Annotated in this window: 14 protein-coding genes and 5 pseudogenes; 14 read left to right on the plus strand and 5 right to left on the minus strand. The window is 61.1% G+C overall.

What is annotated here, in order from left to right; all coding sequences use genetic code 11:
- Positions 1 to 1,204 precede the first annotated feature (1,204 nt).
- Positions 1,205 to 2,227, plus strand: coding sequence for a polysaccharide pyruvyl transferase family protein (locus tag BDD21_RS24580; protein WP_120799408.1), 1,023 nt, complete (start codon positions 1,205 to 1,207; stop codon positions 2,225 to 2,227).
- Positions 2,228 to 2,439: 212 nt separating this feature from the next.
- On the opposite strand, the gene BDD21_RS28400 is transcribed toward BDD21_RS24580, so the two are convergent.
- Complete coding sequence (locus BDD21_RS28400; RefSeq protein ID WP_211335160.1) at positions 2,440 to 2,646, minus strand: hypothetical protein; 207 nt, start codon at positions 2,644 to 2,646, stop codon at positions 2,440 to 2,442.
- Here BDD21_RS28400 and BDD21_RS28910 point away from each other — a divergent pair.
- From BDD21_RS28910 to BDD21_RS28920, 3 genes and pseudogenes are all read left to right on the plus strand, one after another.
- Positions 2,599 to 2,712, plus strand: a pseudogene (locus BDD21_RS28910) (helix-turn-helix domain-containing protein); the annotation flags it as partial. The gene BDD21_RS28400 and the pseudogene BDD21_RS28910 sit on opposite strands and share 48 nt — an antisense overlap.
- 27 nt (positions 2,713 to 2,739) lie before the next feature.
- A pseudogene (locus BDD21_RS28915) lies at positions 2,740 to 3,145 on the plus strand (transposase); the annotation flags it as partial.
- A 305-nt stretch (positions 3,146 to 3,450) separates the two neighbouring features.
- Positions 3,451 to 5,229: a hypothetical protein gene (locus BDD21_RS28920; RefSeq protein WP_245969806.1), complete on the plus strand. Its 1,779-nt coding sequence runs from the start codon at positions 3,451 to 3,453 to the stop codon at positions 5,227 to 5,229.
- On the opposite strand, the gene istB is transcribed toward BDD21_RS28920, so the two are convergent.
- Positions 5,162 to 5,917 carry an IS21-like element helper ATPase IstB gene (istB, locus tag BDD21_RS24595; RefSeq protein WP_120795810.1) on the minus strand — a complete coding sequence of 252 codons (756 nt, stop codon included), beginning with the start codon at positions 5,915 to 5,917 and terminating at the stop codon, positions 5,162 to 5,164. The two genes, BDD21_RS28920 and istB, sit on opposite strands and share 68 nt — an antisense overlap.
- 57 nt (positions 5,918 to 5,974) lie before the next feature.
- Positions 5,975 to 7,516, minus strand: a complete 1,542-nt coding sequence (istA, locus tag BDD21_RS24600) for an IS21 family transposase (protein WP_120795811.1) — start codon at positions 7,514 to 7,516, stop codon at positions 5,975 to 5,977.
- 804 nt (positions 7,517 to 8,320) lie between these two features.
- Here istA and BDD21_RS24605 point away from each other — a divergent pair.
- The 5 genes from BDD21_RS24605 to BDD21_RS24630 all read left to right on the plus strand — a co-directional run bounded on the left by BDD21_RS24605 (position 8,321) and on the right by BDD21_RS24630 (position 15,097).
- Positions 8,321 to 9,436, plus strand: coding sequence for a hypothetical protein (locus tag BDD21_RS24605; RefSeq protein ID WP_147431215.1), 1,116 nt, complete (start codon positions 8,321 to 8,323; stop codon positions 9,434 to 9,436).
- A gap of 1,019 nt (positions 9,437 to 10,455) precedes the next feature.
- Positions 10,456 to 11,349: a methyltransferase domain-containing protein gene (locus BDD21_RS24610; protein ID WP_120799410.1), complete on the plus strand. Its 894-nt coding sequence runs from the start codon at positions 10,456 to 10,458 to the stop codon at positions 11,347 to 11,349.
- 702 nt (positions 11,350 to 12,051) lie between these two features.
- Positions 12,052 to 12,807 carry a methyltransferase domain-containing protein gene (locus BDD21_RS24620; RefSeq protein ID WP_170164894.1) on the plus strand — a complete coding sequence of 252 codons (756 nt, stop codon included), beginning with the start codon at positions 12,052 to 12,054 and terminating at the stop codon, positions 12,805 to 12,807.
- A 227-nt stretch (positions 12,808 to 13,034) separates the two neighbouring features.
- Positions 13,035 to 13,916, plus strand: coding sequence for a DUF4338 domain-containing protein (locus BDD21_RS24625; protein ID WP_120799413.1), 882 nt, complete (start codon positions 13,035 to 13,037; stop codon positions 13,914 to 13,916).
- The gene (locus BDD21_RS24630; RefSeq protein WP_245969807.1) at positions 13,913 to 15,097 is read left to right on the plus strand and encodes an IS4 family transposase; all 1,185 of its coding nucleotides are present in this window, start codon (positions 13,913 to 13,915) and stop codon (positions 15,095 to 15,097) included. Before BDD21_RS24625 ends, BDD21_RS24630 begins: the two co-directional genes overlap by 4 nt.
- Before the next feature lie 820 nt (positions 15,098 to 15,917).
- Here BDD21_RS24630 and BDD21_RS28925 read toward each other — a convergent pair.
- A pseudogene (locus tag BDD21_RS28925) lies at positions 15,918 to 17,072 on the minus strand (recombinase family protein); the annotation flags it as partial.
- Positions 17,073 to 17,319: 247 nt separating this feature from the next.
- Here BDD21_RS28925 and BDD21_RS24640 point away from each other — a divergent pair.
- A pseudogene (locus BDD21_RS24640) lies at positions 17,320 to 17,712 on the plus strand (IS4 family transposase); the annotation flags it as partial.
- 702 nt (positions 17,713 to 18,414) lie between these two features.
- On the opposite strand, the pseudogene BDD21_RS24645 reads toward BDD21_RS24640, so the two are convergent.
- Positions 18,415 to 19,623, minus strand: a pseudogene (locus BDD21_RS24645) (ISNCY family transposase); the annotation flags it as partial.
- A 353-nt stretch (positions 19,624 to 19,976) separates the two neighbouring features.
- Here BDD21_RS24645 and BDD21_RS24650 point away from each other — a divergent pair.
- Genes BDD21_RS24650 through BDD21_RS24665 form a run of 4 tightly spaced genes read left to right on the plus strand, consistent with a single transcriptional unit; the run spans position 19,977 to position 23,564 of the window.
- Positions 19,977 to 21,029 (plus strand): hypothetical protein, encoded by a 1,053-nt coding sequence (locus tag BDD21_RS24650; RefSeq protein ID WP_245969812.1) that lies wholly within the window; start codon positions 19,977 to 19,979, stop codon positions 21,027 to 21,029.
- 34 nt (positions 21,030 to 21,063) lie between these two features.
- Positions 21,064 to 22,128, plus strand: a complete 1,065-nt coding sequence (locus tag BDD21_RS28930) for a Druantia anti-phage system protein DruA (protein WP_120799414.1) — start codon at positions 21,064 to 21,066, stop codon at positions 22,126 to 22,128.
- 38 nt (positions 22,129 to 22,166) lie between these two features.
- Entirely contained in the window at positions 22,167 to 22,856 is a 690-nt protein-coding gene (locus BDD21_RS24660; protein WP_170164895.1) for an ISAs1 family transposase, read from the plus strand.
- 12 nt (positions 22,857 to 22,868) lie between these two features.
- Positions 22,869 to 23,564 (plus strand): IS66 family transposase, encoded by a 696-nt coding sequence (locus tag BDD21_RS24665; RefSeq protein ID WP_245969813.1) that lies wholly within the window; start codon positions 22,869 to 22,871, stop codon positions 23,562 to 23,564.
- Positions 23,565 to 23,576 lie beyond the last annotated feature (12 nt).

Below are 23,576 nucleotides of genomic sequence, written 5' to 3' on the forward strand. Positions count from 1 at the left end.
CGTGGGGCGTCGATCTGCACTAGAGTCGACACAGGCAGGAGCATCGGACAACGGCGTTTCCCTCGGTCAGTTTGCACTTCCAAGGGTACGCCTCCCCGGCGCTCCTGCCACTCCTTCAGGGTGCTTGATCGCCTACCGAAACACGCGGTTTTGGACCAACCGATGATCAAGGCCGGGGCGGGTGACCGTAAGGTCACCCTGCTACCCGACGTCCAGGTACCCCAGGTCATGCCGATACCCTTCACGCTTTTTGCCATTATAATGAGCAGGCCGAAAGTTGCGGGCAGTTGCCTGCGACAAAATAGGCTGTGGTGATGAGGCTGCGTACGGTGCCGCAGGCCTTGGCCTTGCGGGCTGGGCTCTCAGCGTCCGCCACCTCGACGCTGCCTTTGCTTAGCTTGGAATCGCAGGCACTGAGGAGGCGGAATCTTGCCGATTCTTTCTTTTACGGCGTGACTTGGGAAAGTGCCAAACGTACAAAGATCCGTTCGAGAATGCCGGCGCGAATGTTCTAAACCAGTTGTCAGTGACCTAAAGGGAACGCGAAGGCCGTGCCGAGTTGCGAGATGGCGCGCGCAGGCGCACCCGGAACAGCCGGAACAGCCGGAACACCGAGTCGGCACTTTGTGCCTGTCGGCCAATCACCGGCAGCGTTGCTTTATGATCCCCGGTAAGGCGGTCTCCAAATGACCGCGAGTTGCCGGATGCAGCACCCTGGGTGCCAGTTTTATGGCAACTCGTCCTGAATCCGAAGCAATTCGGGCACTGGCAGAGGGGGTCCGTCATTGCGTTTGACCACTCAGGACCGATCGACCCCAGGCAGACCACTTGAGTCCGACCTGCATGCCGATGGTTCTCGTTCGCCCGGAGACACCCGCGTTCTTTATGCTCATGCTCATGCGCACGTACCTTTTTCATCAAACATTGCTATTGATGCATGAAAGGAACGCCGAAGCACAACATGGATCCGCACACCGACTTGGCGTGATATTCCGTACGCCCCGAAGTTGAACCCTATCGAGCAGTCACGGGAGCTAATCAAGAAGACGACGCTGTATAATGGCGATACTTACTTCTGGCTAATTACCCATCGAGATTTCCATCTGCATCTTGATTAAATGCGTTCATCAATCACCAAGCACTTCGTGATGCTCGGCGATTAAATCGAATGCAAAACTAAAATGCGCTAAATATAGGACGAACCATGCAGCTCTTATATTTTCAAGCCGAAGAAGGCAATTTCGGCGATGATATGAACGAGTGGTTTTGGCATCAGATCATCCCAGAGTTCCCAGGATGGGATGAGACGTACACGATGCTTGGGATTGGTACGCTATTAGACGAAAATTGCTTCCGAGGGAAGAGGAAGCTACTCATCATGGGAAGCGGTAGTACCGGGTATCGACCAACAACACCGCTCGACCGATCAAGATTCGATATTGGCTGGGTTCGGGGTCCTTTGACAGCGAGTTTACTTGGCCTCCAAGAGCAAGATGCTTTAACCGATCCCGCGTACCTGTTATCCGAGCTTGAGGAGTTCAAGGGTGCCACAAGAAAGCAAACATCGAGATTATTGATCCCTCATCATAGTACTTCAAAACTGAATATAGACTGGGCTGCGCTTTCGGAAAGAATCGGCCTCACTTATCTTTCACCTTGCGACGACTCAAAATATGTCATAGAGCGAATTCGCCATGCCGAGCTCGTCGTATCAGAATCTATGCATGGAGCAATCGTCGCGGATGCTTTCGGAGTCCCGTGGATCCCAATCGCGATCGGCCAGCAGTTCAATCACTTCAAGTGGCGTGATTGGGGGTCGAGCATGAACGTCAGAATTGACCCCTTCATCGCGCTCGATGAGCTGAAGCAGATCTACTTGTTCCTCCTGAAGCAGAGGCGGATGCTTTCTCGGTTTCTCACGACTACTAAGACGTCACGTAGTCGGGTGAGCGGCAGCAACCACAGTGACGAGAATCTTACACTCCGACGAGTCCAGAAAGAGGACGTCGCTAAGTTGAAAAGACGGATTGAAATGCATTCATATTTGTTCGAACGAATGCTTGTGCGGGATCTTAAAAATGCCCTTAGAGCCGAACCTCGCCTGAGTTCAGAAGGAATTCGTGGGCAGCGTCAAGAACAGATGCTCAGTCGGCTCAGCAACATTAGGAATCGATTTTCGTTAGATGCAAAGACTCGAGGTTTACCTGGTCGCAAGACGGAAATCTGAGGCCGCTGTGTATCCACTCGGATGGTGAACTGTTCGAGTCCCAAAGTCAATTGGCCTTCGGTTTCTTTGACGCGCACGGCCCAGGATCTACGGCACAATTAGATCCGAAAGCCACTGTTACCCGCGCTGATTTAGCAGAACATCGATCCGAAGATTCGCATGGATCGTTCGCTGACGCTAGTGGTCCAGAGTGGAAATCCTGATACCGTTTCTCAGGTCAATGCGGCATGATGCGGAACAGTTTCACTTTCCTGTGCTTTCACCTGTTCACCATGGCCCGCTGCGCTGCTGTCCCCGTCGATTTGTCTACGAAACACCGCCACCGTCTTGAAGCCATCGTGCGACAACACCATGCGGCGCAGAGCTTGGTGATGCGTGCGCGCATCATCCTTCTTGCCGACGCGGGTGTCGGTGTGCACGAGACGGCTCGGGAGTTGAACATTGGGCGCGCAACCGTGCAGCGCTGGCGCAAACGCTGGCTTGCCGGCGAGGGGCGGGCGTTCGCCGAACGGTTGTGCGATGCGCCGCGTCCGGGGACCCCGCCGACCTACGAGCCCGCAGCCACCGGTACGGTCGGTCACCACCTTGGCCAGACCCGGACCGAGGAAGACTACGCACAGTACCTCGCCAAGCTGTTGGCCACGCGCTCGCCCGAAACCCACTGGCATCTCGTGATGGACAACCTCAACATCCATTGCTCCGAAGCGGTCGTGCGCTTGGTTGCCGAGGCCATCGGCTTCAACGGTGACCTCGGCCTCAAAGGCAAGTGCGGCATTCTCCAATCGATGGCGACGCGTGAGAAGTTCCTCCGCGACCCCAGCCACCGCATCGTCTTCCACTTCACCCCCAAGCATGCCTCTTGGCTCAACCAGATCGAGATGTGGTTCTCGATCCTCGCGCGCAAAGTCATCCGTCGCGGCAATTTCACCTCGGTTGAGGACCTGAATGCGAAAATCTCCAGCTTCATCGACTTCTTCAACAAGACCATGGCCAAGCCCTTCCGATGGACCTATCAGGGCAAGCCCTTGGCGGCCTAGGCGCTCAAACGGTCTCGGGATTTCTACAGCGGATCACTAGCGAGGCTTCGCCTCAGACCGACGAGTCATGGGGTGAGCCCCGGCGTTGGGCGGCCCCGGTTGAGCAACGGAAGGCTAAACTTCCGATAGTAGCCGCACGTAGCGGCGTGTGGCGCGTGGCCAAGATGTCAACCGGGGCCTGCCATCATGTTAGACCAAACCGTCGGTGAGTTGCTGAACGATCGGGTCACGCTGGATCTCGAAGGAATCGACCGGCTGTATCTCAACCTGTATCAACCGCGGCTGCAGACCGGCGGCGGGGTAGCCAACTTCTTCAAGGTCCATCGTGGTGCCAAGGTCGCCTCCACGGTGTTGATGGCCCCGATCAGTCACGCCTTCGTCAAGGCGATCGAGGGGTTTGCGCAACGCGAGGGCGTGGAGATCGTGACCTTCGCCAAGGGACAGCGCAAAGACGACATGACCCGCGAGCGGCTCCGCGACTTCGCTCAACCCGAGGGTGTCCTGTACATCGGCAAGGCTCAGGAACGGTTTGCCAGCTTCCGCATGATCAAGAAAATCAGCACCCACACCGGCCAGCCGTACCCCTGGTTCACGCGCGGGACGGTGATGTGCAACCATTTCTACTTCTATCTGGTGGATGCGGACTTCGGCCCCCTGTTCATCAAGTTCTGCTCCTACTTTCCCTACACCGCGCGGGTCTGCCTCAACGGTCATGAGTACGTCAAACGCCAGTTGGCCAAGGCGGGCATTGCCTTCGAGGCGCTGGACAACGGGTTGCTCAGCTGCGCCGAACCGGCCCGTGCGCAACGCATCCTCGATGACCTGAACGAGGCGACGATCGCCGCACTGGTGGCCAAGTGGTTGGGACGGCTCCCGGATCCCTTCACGGCGGAAGACCATGCCGCCGGCTACAATTTCCAACTCTCCATCCTGCAGGCGGAGTTCGCCCGCACGCAGGTGTTCGACCGACCGCTGTCCGGACGCCATCTGTTCGAGGAGGTCATCCGCGAGAACCTCGACTTGGGACGGCCCGAGAAGGTCAGCCTGATCTTCAACCGGAGGATCACCAAACGCACGCCGGGGAGCTTTCATACCCGCGTCATCACCCAAGGGGTTATCCCTTCGCTGCATGTCGGCTACAAGTCCTCCAAGATCAAGCAGTACTTCAAGGAAGGTCGGGCCCTGCGCACCGAGACCACGATCAACAACACCCACGACTTCGGCATCGGACGGAATTTGAACAACCTGCCCGCCCTGCGGGCCATCGGCTTTGCCGCCAACCGTCGCTTGCTCGAGGTCGAGACGCTCAGCCAGGACTGTCTGCTGGCCGAGGGGGTGTTCGATCAGGTCACCCAACCGCAGGTGGTCGGCGGGCAACGCGCCCCGGGGCTGCACCTGGACGATCCGCGGGTCTTGGCGCTGTTCACCGCCCTGTGCCTGTTCCTCACCCTGCCCGAGGGCTTCCGACACGCGGGGATGCGCACCTGGATGGCCCAAGCCTTGGGGGTGCCCGAGGACGCCTACTCACCCGGACGCATGACCTACGATCTGCGCCGACTGCGCCTGCATGGCCTCATCGAACGGATCCCGCAGAGCCATCGCTACCGGGTCACCGATGCCGGACTGCGGGTCGCCCTGTTCTTCACCAAGGTCCACAGCCGCATCCTGCGACCGGGGTTGTCCCAATTGTTCGACGGCTGCCCGAAGGCGCCCAACCGGCCCATCGCCACCGCCATGAGCCGGCTGCAACAGGCGTTCGCGGACCTGTTTGCGTATTCCGGCGAAAGTGGCCACCCGGTCCGAAGGAAAGTGGCCACTGGTTCTGATTCAATCCAGCCAGTCAGTCCGAAGGAAAGCGGCCGGTCCGAAGCGGCCCCGCGACACGGGATGGGTGTAGTTACGCGAGGGCGGGATCGTCTGTCAACCCGGTGGAGTGTTTGCGCATCGAGTCTCCGGTCAAATTGATCTTGTAGGCGCAGTGCACGAGGCGATCGAGGATGGCGTCGGCGAGGGTCGGATCGCCGAGGTAGTCATGCCAAAGGGCGACCGGGAGTTGGCTGGTGACCAGGGTGGCGCGCGTCTTGAAGCGGTCGTCGAGGATTTCGAGCAGATCGCGCCGCTGCTCGTCGTTCAAAGGGGCCAATCCCCAGTCATCCAGGACCAGCAGCTCAGTGCGCGCCAGTTCGGCGAGCAGCTTGGTGTAGCGGCCCTCGGCGCGGGCCATCGCCAGATCCTGCAGCAGCCGGGGCAGGCGCAGATAGCGCACGGTGAAGCCGTCGCGGCAGGCCTTGTGGGCCAGTGCGCACGCGATCCACGTTTTTCCGACGCCGGTCGGCCCGGTGAGGATGACGTTGAGGTGCTCGCCGATCCACTGACCGGTCGCCAGGCGGCTCATCAGGGCTTTGTCCAGGCCGCGGTGCGTGCGGTAGTCGAGATCTTCGATGGCGGCCGGCTCACGCAGCTTGGCCTGTTTCAGCCGGGTCTTGAGGCGTCGATTCTCGCGCGTGCTCAGCTCGCGATCGAGCAGCAGGCCGAGGCGCTCCTCGAAGCTCAGGGTTTGAATCTCCGGCATCTCGAGTTGTTCCTGCAGAGCCTTGAGCATGCCGTCGAGGCGCAGTTGCGCGAGGGTCTCCAGGGTGGGGTGAAGCAACATGGCGCTGGTCTCCGTAACGGGTGAGGACCCCGTCGTTCGACGGGGTCATGGTGACGGTTAGTGGTAGTAGTCGGCGCCGCGCAGATTGGCGTGATCCAGCGGCAAACTCTGCTGATCGGGGGTCGGCAAGGGCCGCTGATCAAGCCCTTTCTCCAGGATCGTGGCGAGGCTTTTGTAGCTGACGGTGCCGAGGGTGAGCGCGCGTGCACAGGCCGCCTCCAGGCGGGCCTCGCTGTAGGCCGTGCTCAGGCGCAGCACCCCGAAACAGGCATTGAAGGCCTGTTGTGGATGGCGCCGCGCGCCGAGCAGTTGCGTGGTGACGGCAGCGGTGGCCGGGCCGATGGTGTGCGCCCAGCGCTGCAGGCGTTCCGGGGTCCACTCCAGGGCGCGTTGATGGCGCTCCGGCATGTGGTCGGTCACCGTGGTATAGCCGCCCCGACGGGCGCTGCGGACATGGCTGGCGACCCGCTGGCCTTGGTGCATGACCTCCACTGTGGTGGTGGTCATGCGCACGTCGACCTGGCGCTTGACCAGGGCGTGCGGGACCGAATAGTGGTGCCCGTCGACCTCGATGTGAATGTTCGGCGCCACCCGTGCCTTGCGCCATTCGGCGTACTCGTAGGGAGTTGCCGGCAGCGCGCGCAGGGCCGGGCGATCGATCGCCTCGAATTGGCTCAGGCGCGAGCCGTCGAGCTTTTTGAAGGGACGGGTATTGAGCGCCTGCAGGTGGGTGGCAATGACCCCGTTGAGCTCGGCAAGGGAGAAGAACTCCTGATGGCGCAGGCGCGCCAGGATCCAACGTTCGACCAACAGCACGCCGCCCTCGGCCTTGGCCTTATCCCGAGGTTTGCGCACCCGTGCCGGGATCACCGCCAGCCCGTAATGGGCGGCGAAATCCTGGTAGGTCGGATTCAGATCCGGCTCGTAACGGTGGGCCTTGCTGACGGCGCTTTTCAGATTGTCGGGAACGATGATGTCCGGGCAACCGCCGAGAAAGTTCAGCGCGCGCACCTGCGCGCCGATCCAGTCGGGGAGCGTCTGCGTCCAGGTCGCCTCGGCATAGGTGTAGTTGGAGGCCCCGAGCACCGCCACGAAGATCTGCGCGGTGCGGATCTCCCCGCTGTCGGGGTCGATCACCGCCGCCGTCTGCCCGGCGTAGTCGACGAAGAGCTTCTCCCCGGCCCGATGGGTTTGGCGCATGACCACATCCACCCGACCCTTCCAGACGCTGTAGCGGGCGCAGAATTGGCTGTAGGAATAGCCCTCGGGATGGCGCTCGCGGTACTCCTGCCAGAGCAGGAACAGCGTGACGCCTTTGCGCCGCAGCTCCCGGTGAACGACATCGAAGTCGGGCTCGACCAGCCCGCGCTCGGCGGGGCGCCCGCCCGGCTTGAACAGCCGCCGCTCCAACTCGCCCGCACTCAGACCCTCGGGCAACGGCCAGGACAGCCCTGCCGCCTCGGCCCGATCCAAGTACTCCGACACCGTTGTTCGCCCGATACCGAGCGCACGGGCGATCTCCCGCACCGACCGCCCGGAACCCCATTTCAACCGCAACACCTCTTCGACTTTTCGCATGGATAACCTCTGTCTTGGCATCTGAGCACCTCCTGAAAAGAGGAGGCACCCTACGCAGGGTTATCCCGTGTGGCGAGACCCCGGCCGGGGTGGCCGGATCAACCGGAATCGGTGGCCGGATTCAGCCGGAATCGGTGGCCGGTTTGAACCAGAATGGGTGGCCGCTTTCAATCAGAATGGGTGGCCGGATTGGGCCGGAATACGCAACCTGTTCGAGCAGGCCAAACTTGCGCCGGCTTAAACTTGACTCACGCGCGCAGAAAGTTGTTCGTCAAGGAACCCTAGTAACGTCGATAACCCTGCACTTTAGAGTGCTGCGCAGTGCCGTTCGCAATGGGACACACAACGGGCAAGGTGCGGCAACGCGGCGGGTACCTCGTTGCCAAACTGCGGATCTAAATGCCGTCCAGCAGTTGTGAGGCTCATCTCAATTCTTTAGGCGTCGTTGGTGTAATATCAGCATGTCGAGCGGCTCACGCTGGCTTTTTTTGAAAGTTGTGTCTAGATGATTGATCAACTGGGCGGCCTCGATCATCGTTTGGTCCACCTAGCCGGCGAGAGTACGGCACCCAAGCGTAAGGTTCTGATTTGCAGGCCAAGGTCGCAGCTATCCTTGCTCTTGCGCTGGATCTTGGACCAAACGATGATCAAGGCCAACTGGGCCAGTTTCGACCAAGCGCGTGGTGGCAACTTTGGATCTCGTGCGAGGTACACCAGGTGAGTCCATGCCTAGGTCTTGTTCGACGTCCACCTCCCCAATAAGAGCTCTTTAGTTGACATCATCATTTGACAGGTTCTACGAAGAGGCGACACGTTATGTCTACAATGAAACGACTTATCGGAGTGCTTTTGATTCCAGCAGTGGTATTCTTTGCGGGGGCGCTCGCGACTTCACCACGTGCGACGGCGGCCGAAGAGACGGCTAAGAACTGGTTTCCTGGGCATTACATCTTTCTAATCGATGGGACATATACCGGACTTGTCCCTACTGGAACACTATATCAAGCTGCAAAATCGAACCCTTACGTTCGAGGTTACTTCGTTCAGTATGATTGGGTAGTCTTAGAGCCTACAAAAGGCAATTATGATTTCTCAAAAGTTATCGCCGACCTTAATACTGCGCAAAGGGACGGCAAGAAACTTTGGGTCATGGTGATGGACCGGAAGTTCAACGCGAATCATCCCTTGCCCGTGCCGCAGTATATCGTCAATGAGTGCAAAGCGATGTACAACACCCTAAATGGAGTGCCAATGGGGTGGAAGTCGAAGCCCTATAATGTCTGTTTTCAAAATTATATGATCGCACTTTACCAACAGTTGGCTTCGGCAATCGACGATCACCCTGCCTTAGCGGGCGTGATGACGGAGGAGACATCCGTAGCTGGTATAGAAGATTTGCCGGACTACACCCACCAGTCGTATTTAGACGGGATGGTCCGAATTTTCGCCGGTCTGGCTTCTGCATTCGAGAAGGGAGTATCTATTCAGCTCGCAAACTATGCCTTTTCGGGGGGCAATACTTCAGAACAGCGTCGCGCCCTTGCCGAAGAGTTCATCGAGAAAATCGCAGAAAAGAATAACGGTGGAATAGGAACTCCCGATGTTATTCTCGCCAAGACTCCTATGACACTTCGTGAGCCTTTTGGTTTTATGTATGATAAGTATCAGAATGTTGCTCCGATCGCACCCCACCATCAGTGGATGAGCTATGATCTTGGGGTTGACCCTGAAACCTCGTTGAACTATGCAGTTGATGTGGCACACTCGAATTTTGTAATGTGGGCTCATCGCACCGACACGACCGGAAAATACAACGTGTTCGACGTCCTCAACGAAATCACAAGGCAGAAAGGTCGCATTAACACCAACGTCCCGCAGAACATTCGTGACAGCTCAGGTCAGAGCCTACCTGCGCCTGGGGAGTTACGGATCACCAATTAGCCGTCGGCGGCCGCAGTGAAACGATCGCATTCAGGCTCTTGTTCATTTTCCGGGCACCGCTCTCAGGCCGCGACCGGCATCAGACAGGTCGGTTTCGGTCCGCGCGGTCGATGCGGCACGGGCACGCGCAAGCGGAGTTGCTCGGACAAGGCATAGCGTGCCCGCCCAAAGGAGCCGTTGGCGGGATACGGTCTCCGTCTCGACCATCGCTGAGAGCACCGGCTCGACGGTTTGTTTGCGTAGGGCCCACGCTGCGGGTCGTCAGGCTGTGATTCATGCGCTGTGCAGGGGTCGCGTCGGCCGCCGGGGCAGATGTTTCGGTAAAGCGCTCCGACCAATCGGATACGGTCGGAGGGCCCGAAGCCCAGTCTGCCACGGAGATGTCGATGCCCCACTCGCGCATTTGCGCGTGCAGCAGCGGCTGACATGACAGTGATGGTGTTGGTAGAGCACACCGCGGCACAGCTCGACGACTTTCTGAGAAGTTACCGCGGGGCCGGGCGGTAATTGAAAAGTCGCGCCCGCCTTGCGGGGCGTGCGAAGAGGCGCCCGACCCATGGTGGCCATTGAACCATGCTTATTCGACTGGCGGGATGTGACCAAGCGTGTGCGCCGCGCCATGAACGATGCTCCGGCCGGGCCTCGAACTTCAGGGTAGAACCGCGCCCGCGCTTGGTCTAAAATTGCCTTACCCTGCCGCAGAGCCGCGAGCGAATTTGGTGACCGCCTCGAAGGCGGAACAACACCGGGAGCCGCCCAAGGCGGCTGGCTCGACTCCGAGCTTCATCTGGGCAGCGATCGTCTTCTTGCTTTTTCTCGGATGTAGGCTCGAACCATACTCTCGTCCAGACCGACCGTCGAAACGAACTAGCCGCGAGCCCAGAAGTTCTCGCCGGTAAGGTTTCCTTTGCCCACTCGCGAACTTCAGCGCGATGCGGCTCGCACCCTTGCCTTGATGTAGCCGACGTGCCCGGCCAGCTCATGGAAAGTTGCTCCGAGACTTTAATCGAGAAACCAGAATGCGTATGAAGCATATGTTTTTCTACCTAGCCGGAATCGGCTTCTTGGCATTGGCAAAAGCGAAATTTCTACTGAAAGGCTATTCCTCGCCAAAACCATTTGACTTTTCAGAGTCGGATCGCTGCATTGACTATGATATTCAGATTGTCGAACAATGGTTAACTTACCTTGAAGGGTATACGCAAGGCGCCTACTCCCTTGCCGGAAAGAATGTTCTTGAACTCGGGCCGGGATCTGATTTAGGCATTGGAATTTACCTTCTTGCGAAGGGATGTTCCCAATATAACGCTTGTGACGTAAACAATCTCATGAGTTCTACCCCTAATGAATTTTATGAAAAGCTTTTCCTAAGATTAGAGGCAATGAACGCTTCCGCGGACATAGCCTTTCTAAGAGAACAATTAAACAATGCCAATACGGAAGGCCATTCACGCCTTAACTATGTCGTCCGCGACGATTTCGATATCGCATCCGCATTTGGAGAATCTACAGTCGATCTCGTCTTTAGCCACGCGGCGTTCGAGCATTTTGACGACGTTAAAACAACTATCTCCATCCTAAGCACAGTTTGTAAACCTAGTGCAATATTGGTAGCCGAAATAGACCTGAAAACCCACTCTCGATGGATTCGCAAAAAAGACCCAAATAATATCTATAGGTATCCACAATGGATTTACGATAGATTCCGATTTCGCGGAATTCCAAATCGGCTTCGCCCGTTTCAATACAAAGAAATATTTGAAAAATTAGGCTGGACGAATCTCACGATAACGCCAGTTGGCAATCTTCATAATACCGAAGACTGCTATTCCGGGATGAGCAAGATGTTTTCGGACAAGAAGAATCAAATGGAATACTTGTCTATTATGGTCTGCGCGACGAGAGCAGGTTAGACGAGCTGCTTATGATCGAGGTGTCAATGCGCTTTAACTATTTTCCAAGTTAGCAGGGGTTGCTGATCACGTGCGCTTCAAACAAGCAAGTAGAGCCGACCCCGTATCGAGGACCGTCTCACGCGGCGTTCTAGTTACTCAGCACGCTTTGAGTTTGATAAGCAATGCCCACCCCCCAAAGGTGCCCGCTCGATGCAGACACGCCATCACCATGGACGTCGTTTCCCGCTTATAGAGTGCCGGCTAATCTGGACTGAGAAAACAGTGTTTGATAAAGCAAGAGATGCTGGCTGGCCCGGGGGATGTAGCGAACAACCGCGACAGTGCTTGGCGGACGGGTCGACGGATTCACGCTAGCGCTTGACCTGTCGCCACATCGTCCCTCAAGCCCTTGCGACTGGAGACCGATCGCAGAGTCAAGGCCGCCAGGATTACCCTCCAATCGCCAGTCGCTCTCGATTCTCGGTGGTCGCCGGTTTTTTGTCCCAATCTGTGGTTGACCAAGTCAATTTTCCGCGTGTCGAAGGAAACCTCACGGTACCCAAGCACGACAACCTCCATAGATGTGGTTTCGACAATTCTCCAAGCAAGCCAATACTGGATTATAGGGCGGTCATCGCGAGGAGGATGTCGTATGAGTTAGGCCGCTTGCAGTGTCGTCATTATTCCGGACCCAGAGTATCCACGACGGAGCAACACAGAATGCAGGTTATTGAACCTAACGTCAAAATCACAGCTGCGGATCACATCTTCACCTCCGGCATCCGCGTTCTGCAAACGCACGTCATCCAGCACATCGATCGCCTCCGCAAGCCTCATCGCCAGCCGTACAGCCAGAATTTCAAGGACAAAATGAGATCGCTCGGTGTCGATATGGGAAAGATCGGATGGCGAGGGGCAATGACATTCCTACCTTATCGGGCAGAGTATCTGATCGGCCAAATAGAAACGCGCCCTCCAAAACGGATGCTCGAGGTAGGTGCCGGAAGCAGTACACTTCTGTTCGCAGCTTTGGCACACCGATACGGCTTCGAGATTGTTTCTTTGGAGAACCACAAGGCCTCAGTACAGTACGTTAGGCACTTGCTGGATGGGACTCCTTTCAGCGACAGAGTCACACTTCAAATATGTAACTTCCGCCGAAGAGAATATGATAACGGTGATTCGTATTGGTGGTATGCGGCTGACTTATCGTCGCAGGGCGACCCTTTCGATCTAGTTTTCGTCGACGGACCCATCAGCACGATTGTGGGACGAAACGGAGCCCTTCCTGAGGTCATACCGTTCCTGAAGGACGGCGCGCGTGTGTACGTCGACGATATCAACCGACCGAGCGAACAACGTGTTTTGCGGGAGTGGAAAGATCATTTTCCCCGTTTAATTATCGCAACCGAATGTCGAGGTATCGCAAAGATAACATTTCCGCGGAATAGCGCGTCTGCCGAGTCTTCTCCTTAGAGGAAGGGAACTTGGAAACATCGCGAACACCTCGTTCATTATCCCGGTCACCACTCGGACGCCGCGACAGGCATGGACAGCCGGTCTCGAGGTGGGCGGACATCGGCCCGGGACGGTAAGGCATAGCATTACCCATATTTCGGCGTGGTGAGAGATGGCCTGGGCTGGACACGCTGAGCCGCATCTGTTGAAATCCGGCGCCATCACAACCGATGGGGTGCGGGGAGATGGACGAGCGGATTCCGAGCAAGCTGTGCGGACGGCCCTTCACGGAGGCGGACCTGGAGCGGATTCGCCGCGCCATTGTGGCGGCGGATCCCCCGCAGCGCTCGGAAATTGCGCGACGGGTGTGTCGGGCGCTGGACTGGACGGACGTCCTGGGCCGTCCCAAGCTGATGAGCGCCCGGGTGGGTCTGCTGCGGCTGCATCGGGCCGGGCTCATCGCGCTGCCGCCGCCGAGCCGCGGCAACGGCAATGGTCGGGGGTTGATCCATGGCCCGGAGGTCTGGCCCGAGCCGCGACCCGTCGCGGGGACGGTGGGACAGCTCGGCGGGCTGCGGCTGGAGGAGGTGCGCGACCCGCACGCCTCGCGCCTGTGGAACGGCCTGATCGCGCGCCATCACTATCTGGGCTACACCCCGTTGCCGGGGGCGCAGCTGCGGTATCTGATCCACCACGACGGCGGGGTGTTGGGCGCCATCGGCTTCGGCGCGGCGGCCTGGAAAGTGGCGGCACGCGACTGCTGGATCGGTTGGGATGCCCCCTGTCGCGAGGCCCGACTGGGTCGGGTGCTCAACAATGCCCGGTTCCTGATCCTGCCTTGGGTGGGGGTGAAGAACCTCGCCTCGAAGGTGTTGTCGCTGGCGGCCGCGCGGGTGGCGGAGGATTTTCCCGCGCGCTACGGCGAGCCGGTGGTGTTGCTCGAGACGTACGTACAGACGCCGCGCTTCGCCGGCACCTGCTACCGTGCCGCGAACTGGCGGTACGTGGGAGAGACAGCCGGTCGCGGCAAATGCGATCGCGCCCATCGCGCGGCCCTGCCGCGCAAGGCGGTCTATGTCTACCCGCTGACGGCGGACTTCCGCGCCGTGCTGGGGGTGAGGGCATGAGCGCGCTGGCCGCGGAACTCGACGGCATTCACCTCGGGGACCAACGTCTGAACCGGCGCGCGCGCCGGCTCTTGGCCAAACTCGGAGACAAGCCGACAGTGAGTATTCCGGCCGCGTGTGGAGGTTGGGGCGAAACACGCGCCGCCTACCGCCTGTTCGACCATCCGCAGGTCAGCGCCGAGCGCGTGCTCGCCCCGCACATCGCCTGTACCGAGACGCGCCTGCGTGCGCATCCCCGGGTGCTGTGCATCCAAGACACCACCGAACTGGACTACACCACCAAGAAGGGCATCGCCGACCTCGGTCCGCTCAACTACGAGAGCCGTTGGGGCCTGTATCTGCATCCGACCCTGGCCGTCACCCCCGAGCGCGTTCCGCTCGGGTTGCTCGATCTATACAGTTGGGCACGCGAGCCCGGCAGCTTGGGTCAGGAGAAGGATGCCCAGCGCGCGCTCGAAGACAAAGAGAGCGTGCGTTGGGTCGACGGCTTTGCGCGGGTCAATGAATTGGCCGAGCGCCTCACCGAGACGCGCCTCACCTACATCGCCGATCGGGAAGGCGACCTCTACGATCTCTTCGTGGAAGCCCCGTGTCCCGAGCACGGCGCCGATTGGCTGGTGCGCGTTCAGCACCGCGAGCGCCTGCTTGCCGACGGACGCAAGCTGCGCGCGGTCCTCGACGCCGCCCCCGTCCTCACCGAGATCACCTTCGAGCGACCGCCCGCCAAGGGCCGGCGTGCGCGCACGGTCCATCAACAGATCAAGGTCGTGCGCGTCACCCTCAAGGCGCCCGCGCGCCCCGATCGCACCTTGCCCGACGTCACCGTCACCGCGCTGCTCGCCATCGAGCTGCATCCGCCCGCCGACGAGGATCCCCTCGACTGGATGCTGTTGACCAACCTCCCGGTGGAGACCCCCGAGCAGGCTATCGAGAAGCTCTCTTGGTACCTGTGCCGATGGCAGATCGAGATTGACCAGACATGGTGCCTCCATAAATCACTCAGGCAGGGTCGACGGAGGGATCGTCGCTCCCGACGCGGACATGCCGCGCCCAGCGGCGGGGGACGCTGCGCAGGGCACGCAGGCGCTCGATCTCGGCGGCGTCGGCGCGAATCAACCATTGGCGGTGACCGCCCCGCTCGACCCGGCGGGCCTGCAGCACGCCTTTGCGTAGCCAGCTGAACAGGGTGACCGACGGCATCTCCAGTTCCAGCGCCAACTCGCTGATGCTCCATTCGTCGGCCTGCCGATCGACCCAAGGCGCTTGTCGGCGCGTCGACGAACCCGCCGAAACGCCCTGACGGGCGAGCAAGGTTGCCACCATCGCGGCATTGAAGGTCTGCCGCCGTTTCGCCGGATGCCACCGCTCGTTATTGAGTTGCCGCGCGATCTGCGCACAGGTCTGCCCCTCTTGATGTAAGCATAGAACACGCGCCGCCAGTTCGGGATAGGTGCTGAGCTGCTCCAGACGCGCCACCGGACGGGTCAGGCGTTCCCGGGTGCGGTGACCGCCGATCCAGTGCACCTCCACGGCGACCTGCTCGCTGTCGTCGATGACCGTGACGATGACCCGCTCCACGAGCAGTCGCACGATGGCTTGGCGTTCGTCGTTGCCGGTGGTCTCGGCGTTCCAGAGGGCCGGAAGGTCGCCGGCGAGTCGGCGGATCCGCGCGCGCTCCTCGGCCGACAACGCGGTCGGCTCGCTCGCCATGCAACGCGCATACTCGGCCTTGAGCTGATCCTCCGCGGCCAGGGCCGCCTCCCAATCCTGCTCCAGGGTGCGCGCCACCAGCCGATTCTCCGGCTCGACCGCGCGATACTGCCGCGCGGCACGCTCGGCGTCATAACGGGCGCGCTCCAGACGCTGTTGCCAGTGGGCGTGCCGGCGCGCGCGCTCGGCTTGGAGGTCCTCGGCGACCTGCAGGCTGATCTCCAACGCCGCCGGCTGCAGCGCCTCCAGGACCAACCGGCCGATCAACGCGTCAAGCGGCCCACCGCTGAGCGATTGACACAGCGGCGCCCCGTAGTCGACCGCCTCGCGGCTGCAGCTGTAGCGCAATCCGGATCCGCTGTTGGTGTATTGCGTGGCCATGGCCAGACCGCAGCGACCGCAGATCAGGCGACCCGACAGCAACGAGGGGCCCGCACGGACCACGCCGCCGGCTTGGGCGGTATTGGCCGCGAGCTGGCGCAGGTTCCGCTCGTATTGGTCCCAGTCGATGTAGGCCGGCAGGTGATCTTTGATCAGCACCTCCCACTGCTGCGGCGGCGCGACCGTGCGCCCGCTCGACGGACGTCCCGGCTGGCGACGGCGTGGATCCGTGGGGCGACGCCCGTAGGCGTAGGCACCGGCGTAGATGGGGTTGTGCAGCAGGTTGCTCAGCGTCACGCGGTTGGGGCGACGCCAGTCGAGCTCGCCGGTGCGCGGACCGCTGCGCACCCGATCGGGCAATTGGATGTGCTGATCCACCAGATAACGCAGAACCCCGTTGATCGTGCCGCACCGTTGGAACTGCCGAAACACCGTCTCGATCACGCCCCGAACCTGCGCGTCGGGATCCTTGATCACCTCTCCGGAGGGCGCGCGGACATAGCCGCGCGGCAGCAGCGCGTGCAGCTCTCCGCGGCGTGCCTTCGCGCGCTTGCCCTCGAGCATGCGCTGCTTGAGGATGTGCAGCTCCGCTTCCGACATCGTCCCCTTCAGTCCCAACAGCAACCGGTCGTTGTAGGTCTGCGGATCATAGATCCCGTCGGCATCCCCGATCAGGGTCGCAAACAGTCCGCAGACCTCCAGCAATTGATACCAGTCCCGCGAGCTGCGCGCCAAGCGCGAGATCTCGATGCCGAGGACGATGCCGACATGATCCAGGCCGACTTCGGCCATCAGCCGCTGAAAGCCGGGCCGGCCCTCGGCGCTCGCCCCGGAACGGCCCAGGTCCTCATCGATCAGGAGGATCTGCGAGGGCGACCAGCCCAGCTCGACCGCCCGATCCACCAGGGCGTACTGCAGCCGGGTCGACTCTTGGTGGCGCTCCACTTGCTGCAGCGTGGATTGGCGCACGTAGACCACGGCTTGGCGCTGCAGATGCGAGGACTGGATCTTCCCGTACGTCGAGTTGGCCGGCGCACGGTACACGGGCGAGAGGACGGCGCTCATCGGCGTTCTCCTCTGCCATCCCGGCTGCGCTCAGCCGATGTTCGACCAAGCGGCTCAGCAGGACAATCAGGCGCTCTCGCTGCCGCGGCGGCAGTGTGCTCCAATCGATCGGAGCCTTGCGCGTCATGCCGGTGATCCAGCCATTTCGCAAGTTCCAACAACGCCCTACAATCCAGTATTGGTGACGTTTCGGGGGTTGTCAAAAACGCATCTACGGCGGTTTTCGTGATGGGGTATCGAGGTCTATTTCAAGGTCTTGAAGAGCGGCTGTCGGATCGAGGAGCTCCAACTGGAGACACGCGCCCGCTTGGAGCCGGCACTCGCCTTCTACATGATCATCGCCTGGCGCGTGTTGTACCTCACCATGCTCGGGCGCGACTGCCCCGAAATGCCCTGCGATGCGGTGTTCGCCGAGGAGGAATGGAAGGCCGTCTACTTGGTGACCCAGCGCATGCCGCCGCCCGAGGCGCCGCCGTCACTCGACACCATGGTGCGCATGATCGCCACCCTCGGCGGCTTCCTCAACCGCAAGGGCGATGGCTTTCCCGGCCCGAAAACGCTCTGGATCGGGCTGCAACGCATCCCCGATTTCGTGCTCGCGATCGAGGCGGTGAGGAGCGCCGGGGCGAGTTGTGGGTAATGGTATGACGGTAAGGGCATGCGCAGGAGGAGGTTGCTCGCTAAGCGCGGGGCTCGCCCGCCCGAAGGGGCTCTCGGCGGTGGCCCCGTCCTTCACGCGACCTAAATGAATTTCGTGCACGGCCCTGGCCGCGGCGAGCTTGCGATTGGCCAACCGATTACTCCCGCAATGATGCAGCGTCCGTTGGAGGGCCTTTGGGTTCGTTGTGGGTAGCTGTCCAGGAGTCCCTGGAACATGCCGGCGCTTTCGCGCACTGTTTGTTCTAGGCGGAGCGGGCGGCTTCGGCCGCCAAGTCGATCCACACCAGCAGCATCGTTGTCACCGAAAGGCTCGCCTCCTTCCGCGGCATCGACCCTCGGAACGGCCCTGACCGCAATGCAGCTTCGTACCGGCGGTGCGGAAACAACCCATACCTACCGCCTGCACGAATATCACGAGACTTACTGAAATTGGGTGATACAAAGGTTTCGAAGCGTTCCGCCGAGTACTATGATCCAGCAAGACCACGGATTGACCGTGGACCAGTTGAATGGCCCGCTGCTGCGGAAAACGAGTTATTGTCAAATCTGGTGTATGACCACAGCAATTCTAAATTTGCCGCCGTTGTCCGGGCGATCGACGCTTGGGCGGCGGCCTCGCGGGCTGCAGGGCCTCCAGCATGAAGTCGAAGAGGTGATCCCAGGAGGTAAAGGGCATGTACAAGGTGAGCGCGCGCAGATGTTCGAAGAAGGTGCGCCGCGAGGGCAGGTTCCGGCGGATTGCGCGATAGCGTTGGTCGAGCAGATCGAGCACGCTGTGGGTGAGGAAGGCCAGCAGCATCAGGCTTGCCAGCAGCGAGGACAGGTGCTGTTTGCCGTGGCTGTAGTTGTGCTCGAAGTTGTAGCCCTTGGTCTTGAGGGTATTGTTGTTCTCGTTCTCGATCTTCCAGCGGCTGCGCCCGTCGGCGACGAGTTCGACGACGTTCTCCCGGGTGACCGGCACGGAGCTGGCCCAGGCGTTGCGGTAGAGCACATTGCCCGCGGCATCGGTGGTCGTCAGCTCGCACCAACCGACCTTCAGGGCATCATCACCGTCGCGCAGCGGCAGATCATTGAGCCAGCGATAGGTCTCGGTGAGGCGCTGCTTGCCCGTCCAGCATGTGTTCACCAGGGTCGGCACCGCGCCGATGCGCTCGAAGTCCGCAACCCATTCATACAGCAGCGTGTGCGACGGTGGCAGGCAGACGAACAAAAACGCACAGCCCAGCGCGAGCACCTGCTCGCAGAACGGCTGATGACAGTACAGATCGTCGCCCAGCATTGTGGTGCGCCACGGCGCGATACGTGCACCCCACTGCAGCAGCCACCGCGTTGCAGCATTGAGCTCGCAGTCCTGCTTGGCCTGCCCGTCTTGCGGGCGCACGAATGCCGGTGGCAAGGTAAAGACCTGCGCTTGCCCCGGGGCGACGATCACCGGTGTGACGGCAACATGGTAATACTGAGTCTTGCCGTTACTCAGCGTGCGCGTCGAGCAGTGCTCGCAGTGGATCGACTCGGAACAGTGGTACTGAGTCCCGTCGAGCGCAATCAGCAGGCGTGCGTCGACGCCGCGGTGCGATGCCAAGGCGCCGTGCCGATGCAGCGCCTCGATGAGTTCGAAGAACACCGGCGCGAGATGATCCGCCGAGACCGGGTCGAGCAGATTGCCGATCTGCTGCGTGCTCGGGATCTGATGCACGCCGAACAGCGAGCTGGCGTTGTTCTCCCCGTGCTCTTTCTGCATGCGCCGCTGGTAATCCAGAAACGACGGACTCTGCAGGAAAAACGCCGAGAAGGCACTCAGCGCAGCGTCGCCGATGGAATAAGACTGGTTGTTGCCGCCCTTACGGTGATCAGGCAAATCAAACAAGGCCTCGCGAATCCGCTTCACCAAGCCGGTGACCGAGAACACGTCCGGCGCAGGATCACTCTGGGCAACGGCAGGCTTGAGGACCAAAGGACTCTCCAGTAGCTTCTTAGGAGTCCCTCATAACATAATGGTCTTAAATTTAGAACTGCTGGTATGACCATAGGGCCAGAGTTTGATCAGGCGGCTTCCCGTTGCTCCTCTTGGGTCTCCGGCGGGTCGTCGGACACCGGAATCCCGTCTTCGTAACGTGCTCCACCAAGCAGCTCGGCCACTTTCTCGTAACTTCTCAAAAAGTAGTGGCAACGATACCAGTGAGCTACGACAATCAGCTCCCGTTCAGCACGCAATCCGACTCCTGACGTCCTCACCTGTCGAGCATGACCGACCCGAATCCACTGCCGGAGATTCCCGAAGCGGAGCGCACGCCGCTGGTCGAGTCTTTGCTGGCGCGCATCGAGCAGCTGCTTGAAGAACAGCGCCGGCAGGCCGAACTCATCGGGCAGCTGCGCGACGAGATCGCGCTCCTCAAGGGCGAGAAGGCGAGACCGAAGTTCAAGCCGAGCGGGATGGAGCAGCAGACCGAGCCCGAGAGCCCCGAGGGTAACGCCGACGGTGACACCGGAGCCGGTGACGGCACCGGTGGATCGCGCAAGCGACCGGGCTCGGCGAAGCGGCCTAAAACCGCGCAGCTCACCATCCACGCGAGCGTCGGGGTCCCCCCCGGCGTGGAACTGCCGGCGGGATCGCGCTTCAAAGGCTACCGCGACTTCGTCGTTCAGGATCTGCGCATCGCCGCGCACAACACCCGCTATCGCCTGGAAGTCTGGCAGACCCCGGACGGGGAGTGCCTGGTCGGGACGTTGCCGAGCGATCTGTACGGCGGTCACTTCGGTGCCGATCTGCGCCGCTATGTGCTCTACCAACACCATCACTGTCAGGTCACCCAGCCGTTGCTGCACGAGCAATTGCGCGAGTGGGGCATCGACATCTCGGTGGGGCAGATCGACGCCCTGCTCACCGGTCACACCGGTGCGTTTCTGGCCGAGAAGGACCAGTTGCTCACCACCGCACTGGAGGTCAGTCGCTGGATCAGCGTGGATGATTCCGGTGCCCGGCATCAGGGCCGCAACGGCGACGTGACGCAGATCGGCAACGACTGGTTTGCCTGGTTCTCCAGCACGTACAGCAAGAGCCGGATCAACTTCCTGCAGCTGCTGCAGGCCGGCGAGCGGTGCTACACCCTCAATGCCCATGCCTTGGAGTACTGGTGCGAGGAGGGCCTGCCCGCGGCAGCGCGCCGGCAACTGCAGAGCCTGACCACGATCACGGGAACGCCGGCTTGGGCAGGGCGGAACCGTTCTAGCCCAGATTCACTGTTTTGCCGTGCGGTTGTCCTCGACTCTGAACAACTCCCGGCAGCACGGGTATAAAGCGCCGGAATAGCCGCCACCCGAGAACCCGAGCGTGAACCTGCGCGAGGTCGTCCTACAACCGGTCGCCGCATCCGAGGAGGCTCGCTTCCGGAGCCTCATGGCGGCCCATCACTATCTGGGCGCGTTGCCGAAGATCGGCGACACGCTGTGGTATGTCGCCACCTGGCAGGGACAGTGGCTGGCGCTGTTGAGCTTCTCGGCCGCGGCCTGGAAGTGTGCCGCGCGCGATGCCTGGATCGGCTGGGACTTTCGCCATCAATACGATCGTCTGCACCTGATCGCCAACAACAGCCGGTTTCTGATCCTGCCCGAGCACCATGTGGCGAACCTCGCCTCGCGGGTGCTGGCGCTGAGCGAACGGCGTCTGGCCACCGACTGGCCGGCGCGTTTCGGTTACCCGTTGCTGTTGCTGGAGACCTTTGTCGACCCGCAGCGGTTTCACGGCACGATCTACCGCGCCGCCAACTGGCACGAGGTGGGCGAGACCCGCGGCTATCGGCGCACCCGCACCGGCTACAGCGCCGCGACGGGCCCCGCCAAGCGTGTCTTTGTCCGCCCCCTGCACGCCCGCGCCCGTGCCTGCCTGTCTCATCCCGTCCTCGATCCCCGTTACCGTCACGGAGCCCCGCACATCATGTTGAGCGCCGATCAGATGCTGTCTTTGCCCGAGTTCTTCGCCGGCATTCCCGATCCGCGTCGCGGTCAGGGCCGGCGCCATCCCCTGCCCACGGTGCTGGCCATCGCCGCCGCAGCCACCCTGTGCGGGATGCGCGGCTACAAGGCCATCAGCCTATGGGCGCAGGACTTAAGCCAGCAAGCGCGGGCGCGCTTTCGCTGCCGCTGGCGCAACCGCCGCTACGAGGTTCCCAGCCGCACCGTCATCCGCGAGGTGCTCGTGCGCGTCGACCCCGACGCGTTGAACAGCGCCCTGCAACGCTGGAACCTCCAGCATGCCGAGGACGAGGACTTGGCCGTCGACGGCAAGACGATGCGCAATGCCATCGACGCCGATGGCCGTCAGACCCACATCCTCGGCGTCGTCGGCCACCGCAGTCAGACCTGCTACACCCAAAAAAAGTCGGCACCCTGCCCGTAGAGGGTCGCGACGAGGCCAAGCAAACCAACGAGATCGGGATGGTCATCCCGGTCCTCGAGACCCTGGACATCACCGGGAAGACCATCACCGCCGACGCCTTGCTCACCCAGCGCAAGCTCGCCGAGTACCTGCGTGCGCGCGACGCCCACGACGTCTTCACCGTCAAAGACAATCAGCCGAACCTGCACGCCGATCTTCGCCTGTTCTTCGAGAAGGACCGCGGTCAACCCGATTTCCGCGAGCCGCCCACCCCGGGCCATGGCCGCATCGAGAGCCGCGCGATCTGGACCTCCGAGCGCCTCAATGAATACCTGGATTTTCCCGGTGTCGGACAGGCCTTCCTCATCGAGCGCCACACCGTGGAGAAGAAGACCGGCAAGACCTCCACCGAGACCGTCTACGGGGTGACCAGTCATACCCGCGACACCGCCGATGCCGCACGGGTACTGGGCTTGAATCGCGGCCACTGGACGATCGAAAACGGCTGTCACTACTCCCTGGACTGGAACTGGGACGAGGACCGCTGCACCATTCGCACCGGCCATGGCCCCGCGAACATCACCGCGCTACGCCGCTTCGCCATCGGCGTCATCAAGGCGAAGTCCCGCGACACCGTCTCCGCCACCATCCCGCGTCTGGCGCGCAACCTCCGCCTGGTATTCGACTATCTGCGCATGACCGAGAACTCCCGCCGGCGCCCGCCGGTCCGGCTGGCGCCGGCGGGCTAGAACAGATTTGCCGTGCCGGCTTGGGAGGCGCATCTGGACGCCCTCGGGATCACGCGCGAGCGCCATCGGCGCATCGCCACCGAAGGGGCCTTGCTGGGTGGACTGATCCAGATGGGGTTCTCCCTGGATCTGGCGATCATCAGCGACGGCGCCGGACAGTTCGCGATCCTGCTGCATGCCTTGTGTTGGGTGCACGCGGAACGGCTGGTGCATAAGCTCATCCCCCTCAACGACCGCCAGCGTGCCGATCAAGCGCGGGTGCGCGGCGAGATTTGGGATCTCTACGCCGACCTCAAGGCCTATCGCCGCAACCCCGATCCGGCCCTGCGCCCCGGCCTGGAGGAGCGCTTCGATACGATCTTCACCCAGCGCACCTCCTATATCACCCTCGACCGCACCCTCAACCGCCTGCATACCCACAAGAGCGAGCTGCTGTTGGTCCTCGAACGCCCCGATCTGGTTCTGCACACCAACGGCAGCGAAAGCGATATCCGCGGCTACGTGAAATGGCGAAAAATCAGCGGCGGCACCCGCAGCGACCTCGGCAAGGACTGTCGCGACGGCTTCGCCAGCTTGAAGAAAACCTGCCGCAAGCTGGGGATCTCGTTTTGGGACTACCTGGGCGATCGCATCAAACAGCTCGGGACGGTTCCGCTGTTGCCCGACGTCATCCGCGAACGTGCACTCGCCGCTTCGGCGACGCCCTGAGTTTTTGAGAAG

It is taken from the genome of Thiocapsa rosea, assembly GCF_003634315.1.
GTDB classification, from domain to species: Bacteria; Pseudomonadota; Gammaproteobacteria; order Chromatiales; family Chromatiaceae; genus Thiocapsa; species Thiocapsa rosea.

Coding starts and splice junctions, on each gene's coding strand:
- BDD21_RS24580 (WP_120799408.1), top strand. CDS start 1,205: ATGCAGCTCTTATATTTTCAAGCCGAAGAAGGCAATTTCGGCGATGAT.
- BDD21_RS28920 (WP_245969806.1), top strand. CDS start 3,451: ATGTTAGACCAAACCGTCGGTGAGTTGCTGAACGATCGGGTCACGCTG.
- istB (WP_120795810.1), bottom strand. CDS start 5,917: ATGTTGCTTCACCCCACCCTGGAGACCCTCGCGCAACTGCGCCTCGAC.
- istA (WP_120795811.1), bottom strand. CDS start 7,516: ATGCCAAGACAGAGGTTATCCATGCGAAAAGTCGAAGAGGTGTTGCGG.
- BDD21_RS24605 (WP_147431215.1), top strand. CDS start 8,321: ATGAAACGACTTATCGGAGTGCTTTTGATTCCAGCAGTGGTATTCTTT.
- BDD21_RS24610 (WP_120799410.1), top strand. CDS start 10,456: ATGCGTATGAAGCATATGTTTTTCTACCTAGCCGGAATCGGCTTCTTG.
- BDD21_RS24620 (WP_170164894.1), top strand. CDS start 12,052: ATGCAGGTTATTGAACCTAACGTCAAAATCACAGCTGCGGATCACATC.
- BDD21_RS24625 (WP_120799413.1), top strand. CDS start 13,035: ATGGACGAGCGGATTCCGAGCAAGCTGTGCGGACGGCCCTTCACGGAG.
- BDD21_RS24630 (WP_245969807.1), top strand. CDS start 13,913: ATGAGCGCGCTGGCCGCGGAACTCGACGGCATTCACCTCGGGGACCAA.
- BDD21_RS24650 (WP_245969812.1), top strand. CDS start 19,977: ATGACCGACCCGAATCCACTGCCGGAGATTCCCGAAGCGGAGCGCACG.
- BDD21_RS24660 (WP_170164895.1), top strand. CDS start 22,167: ATGGTCATCCCGGTCCTCGAGACCCTGGACATCACCGGGAAGACCATC.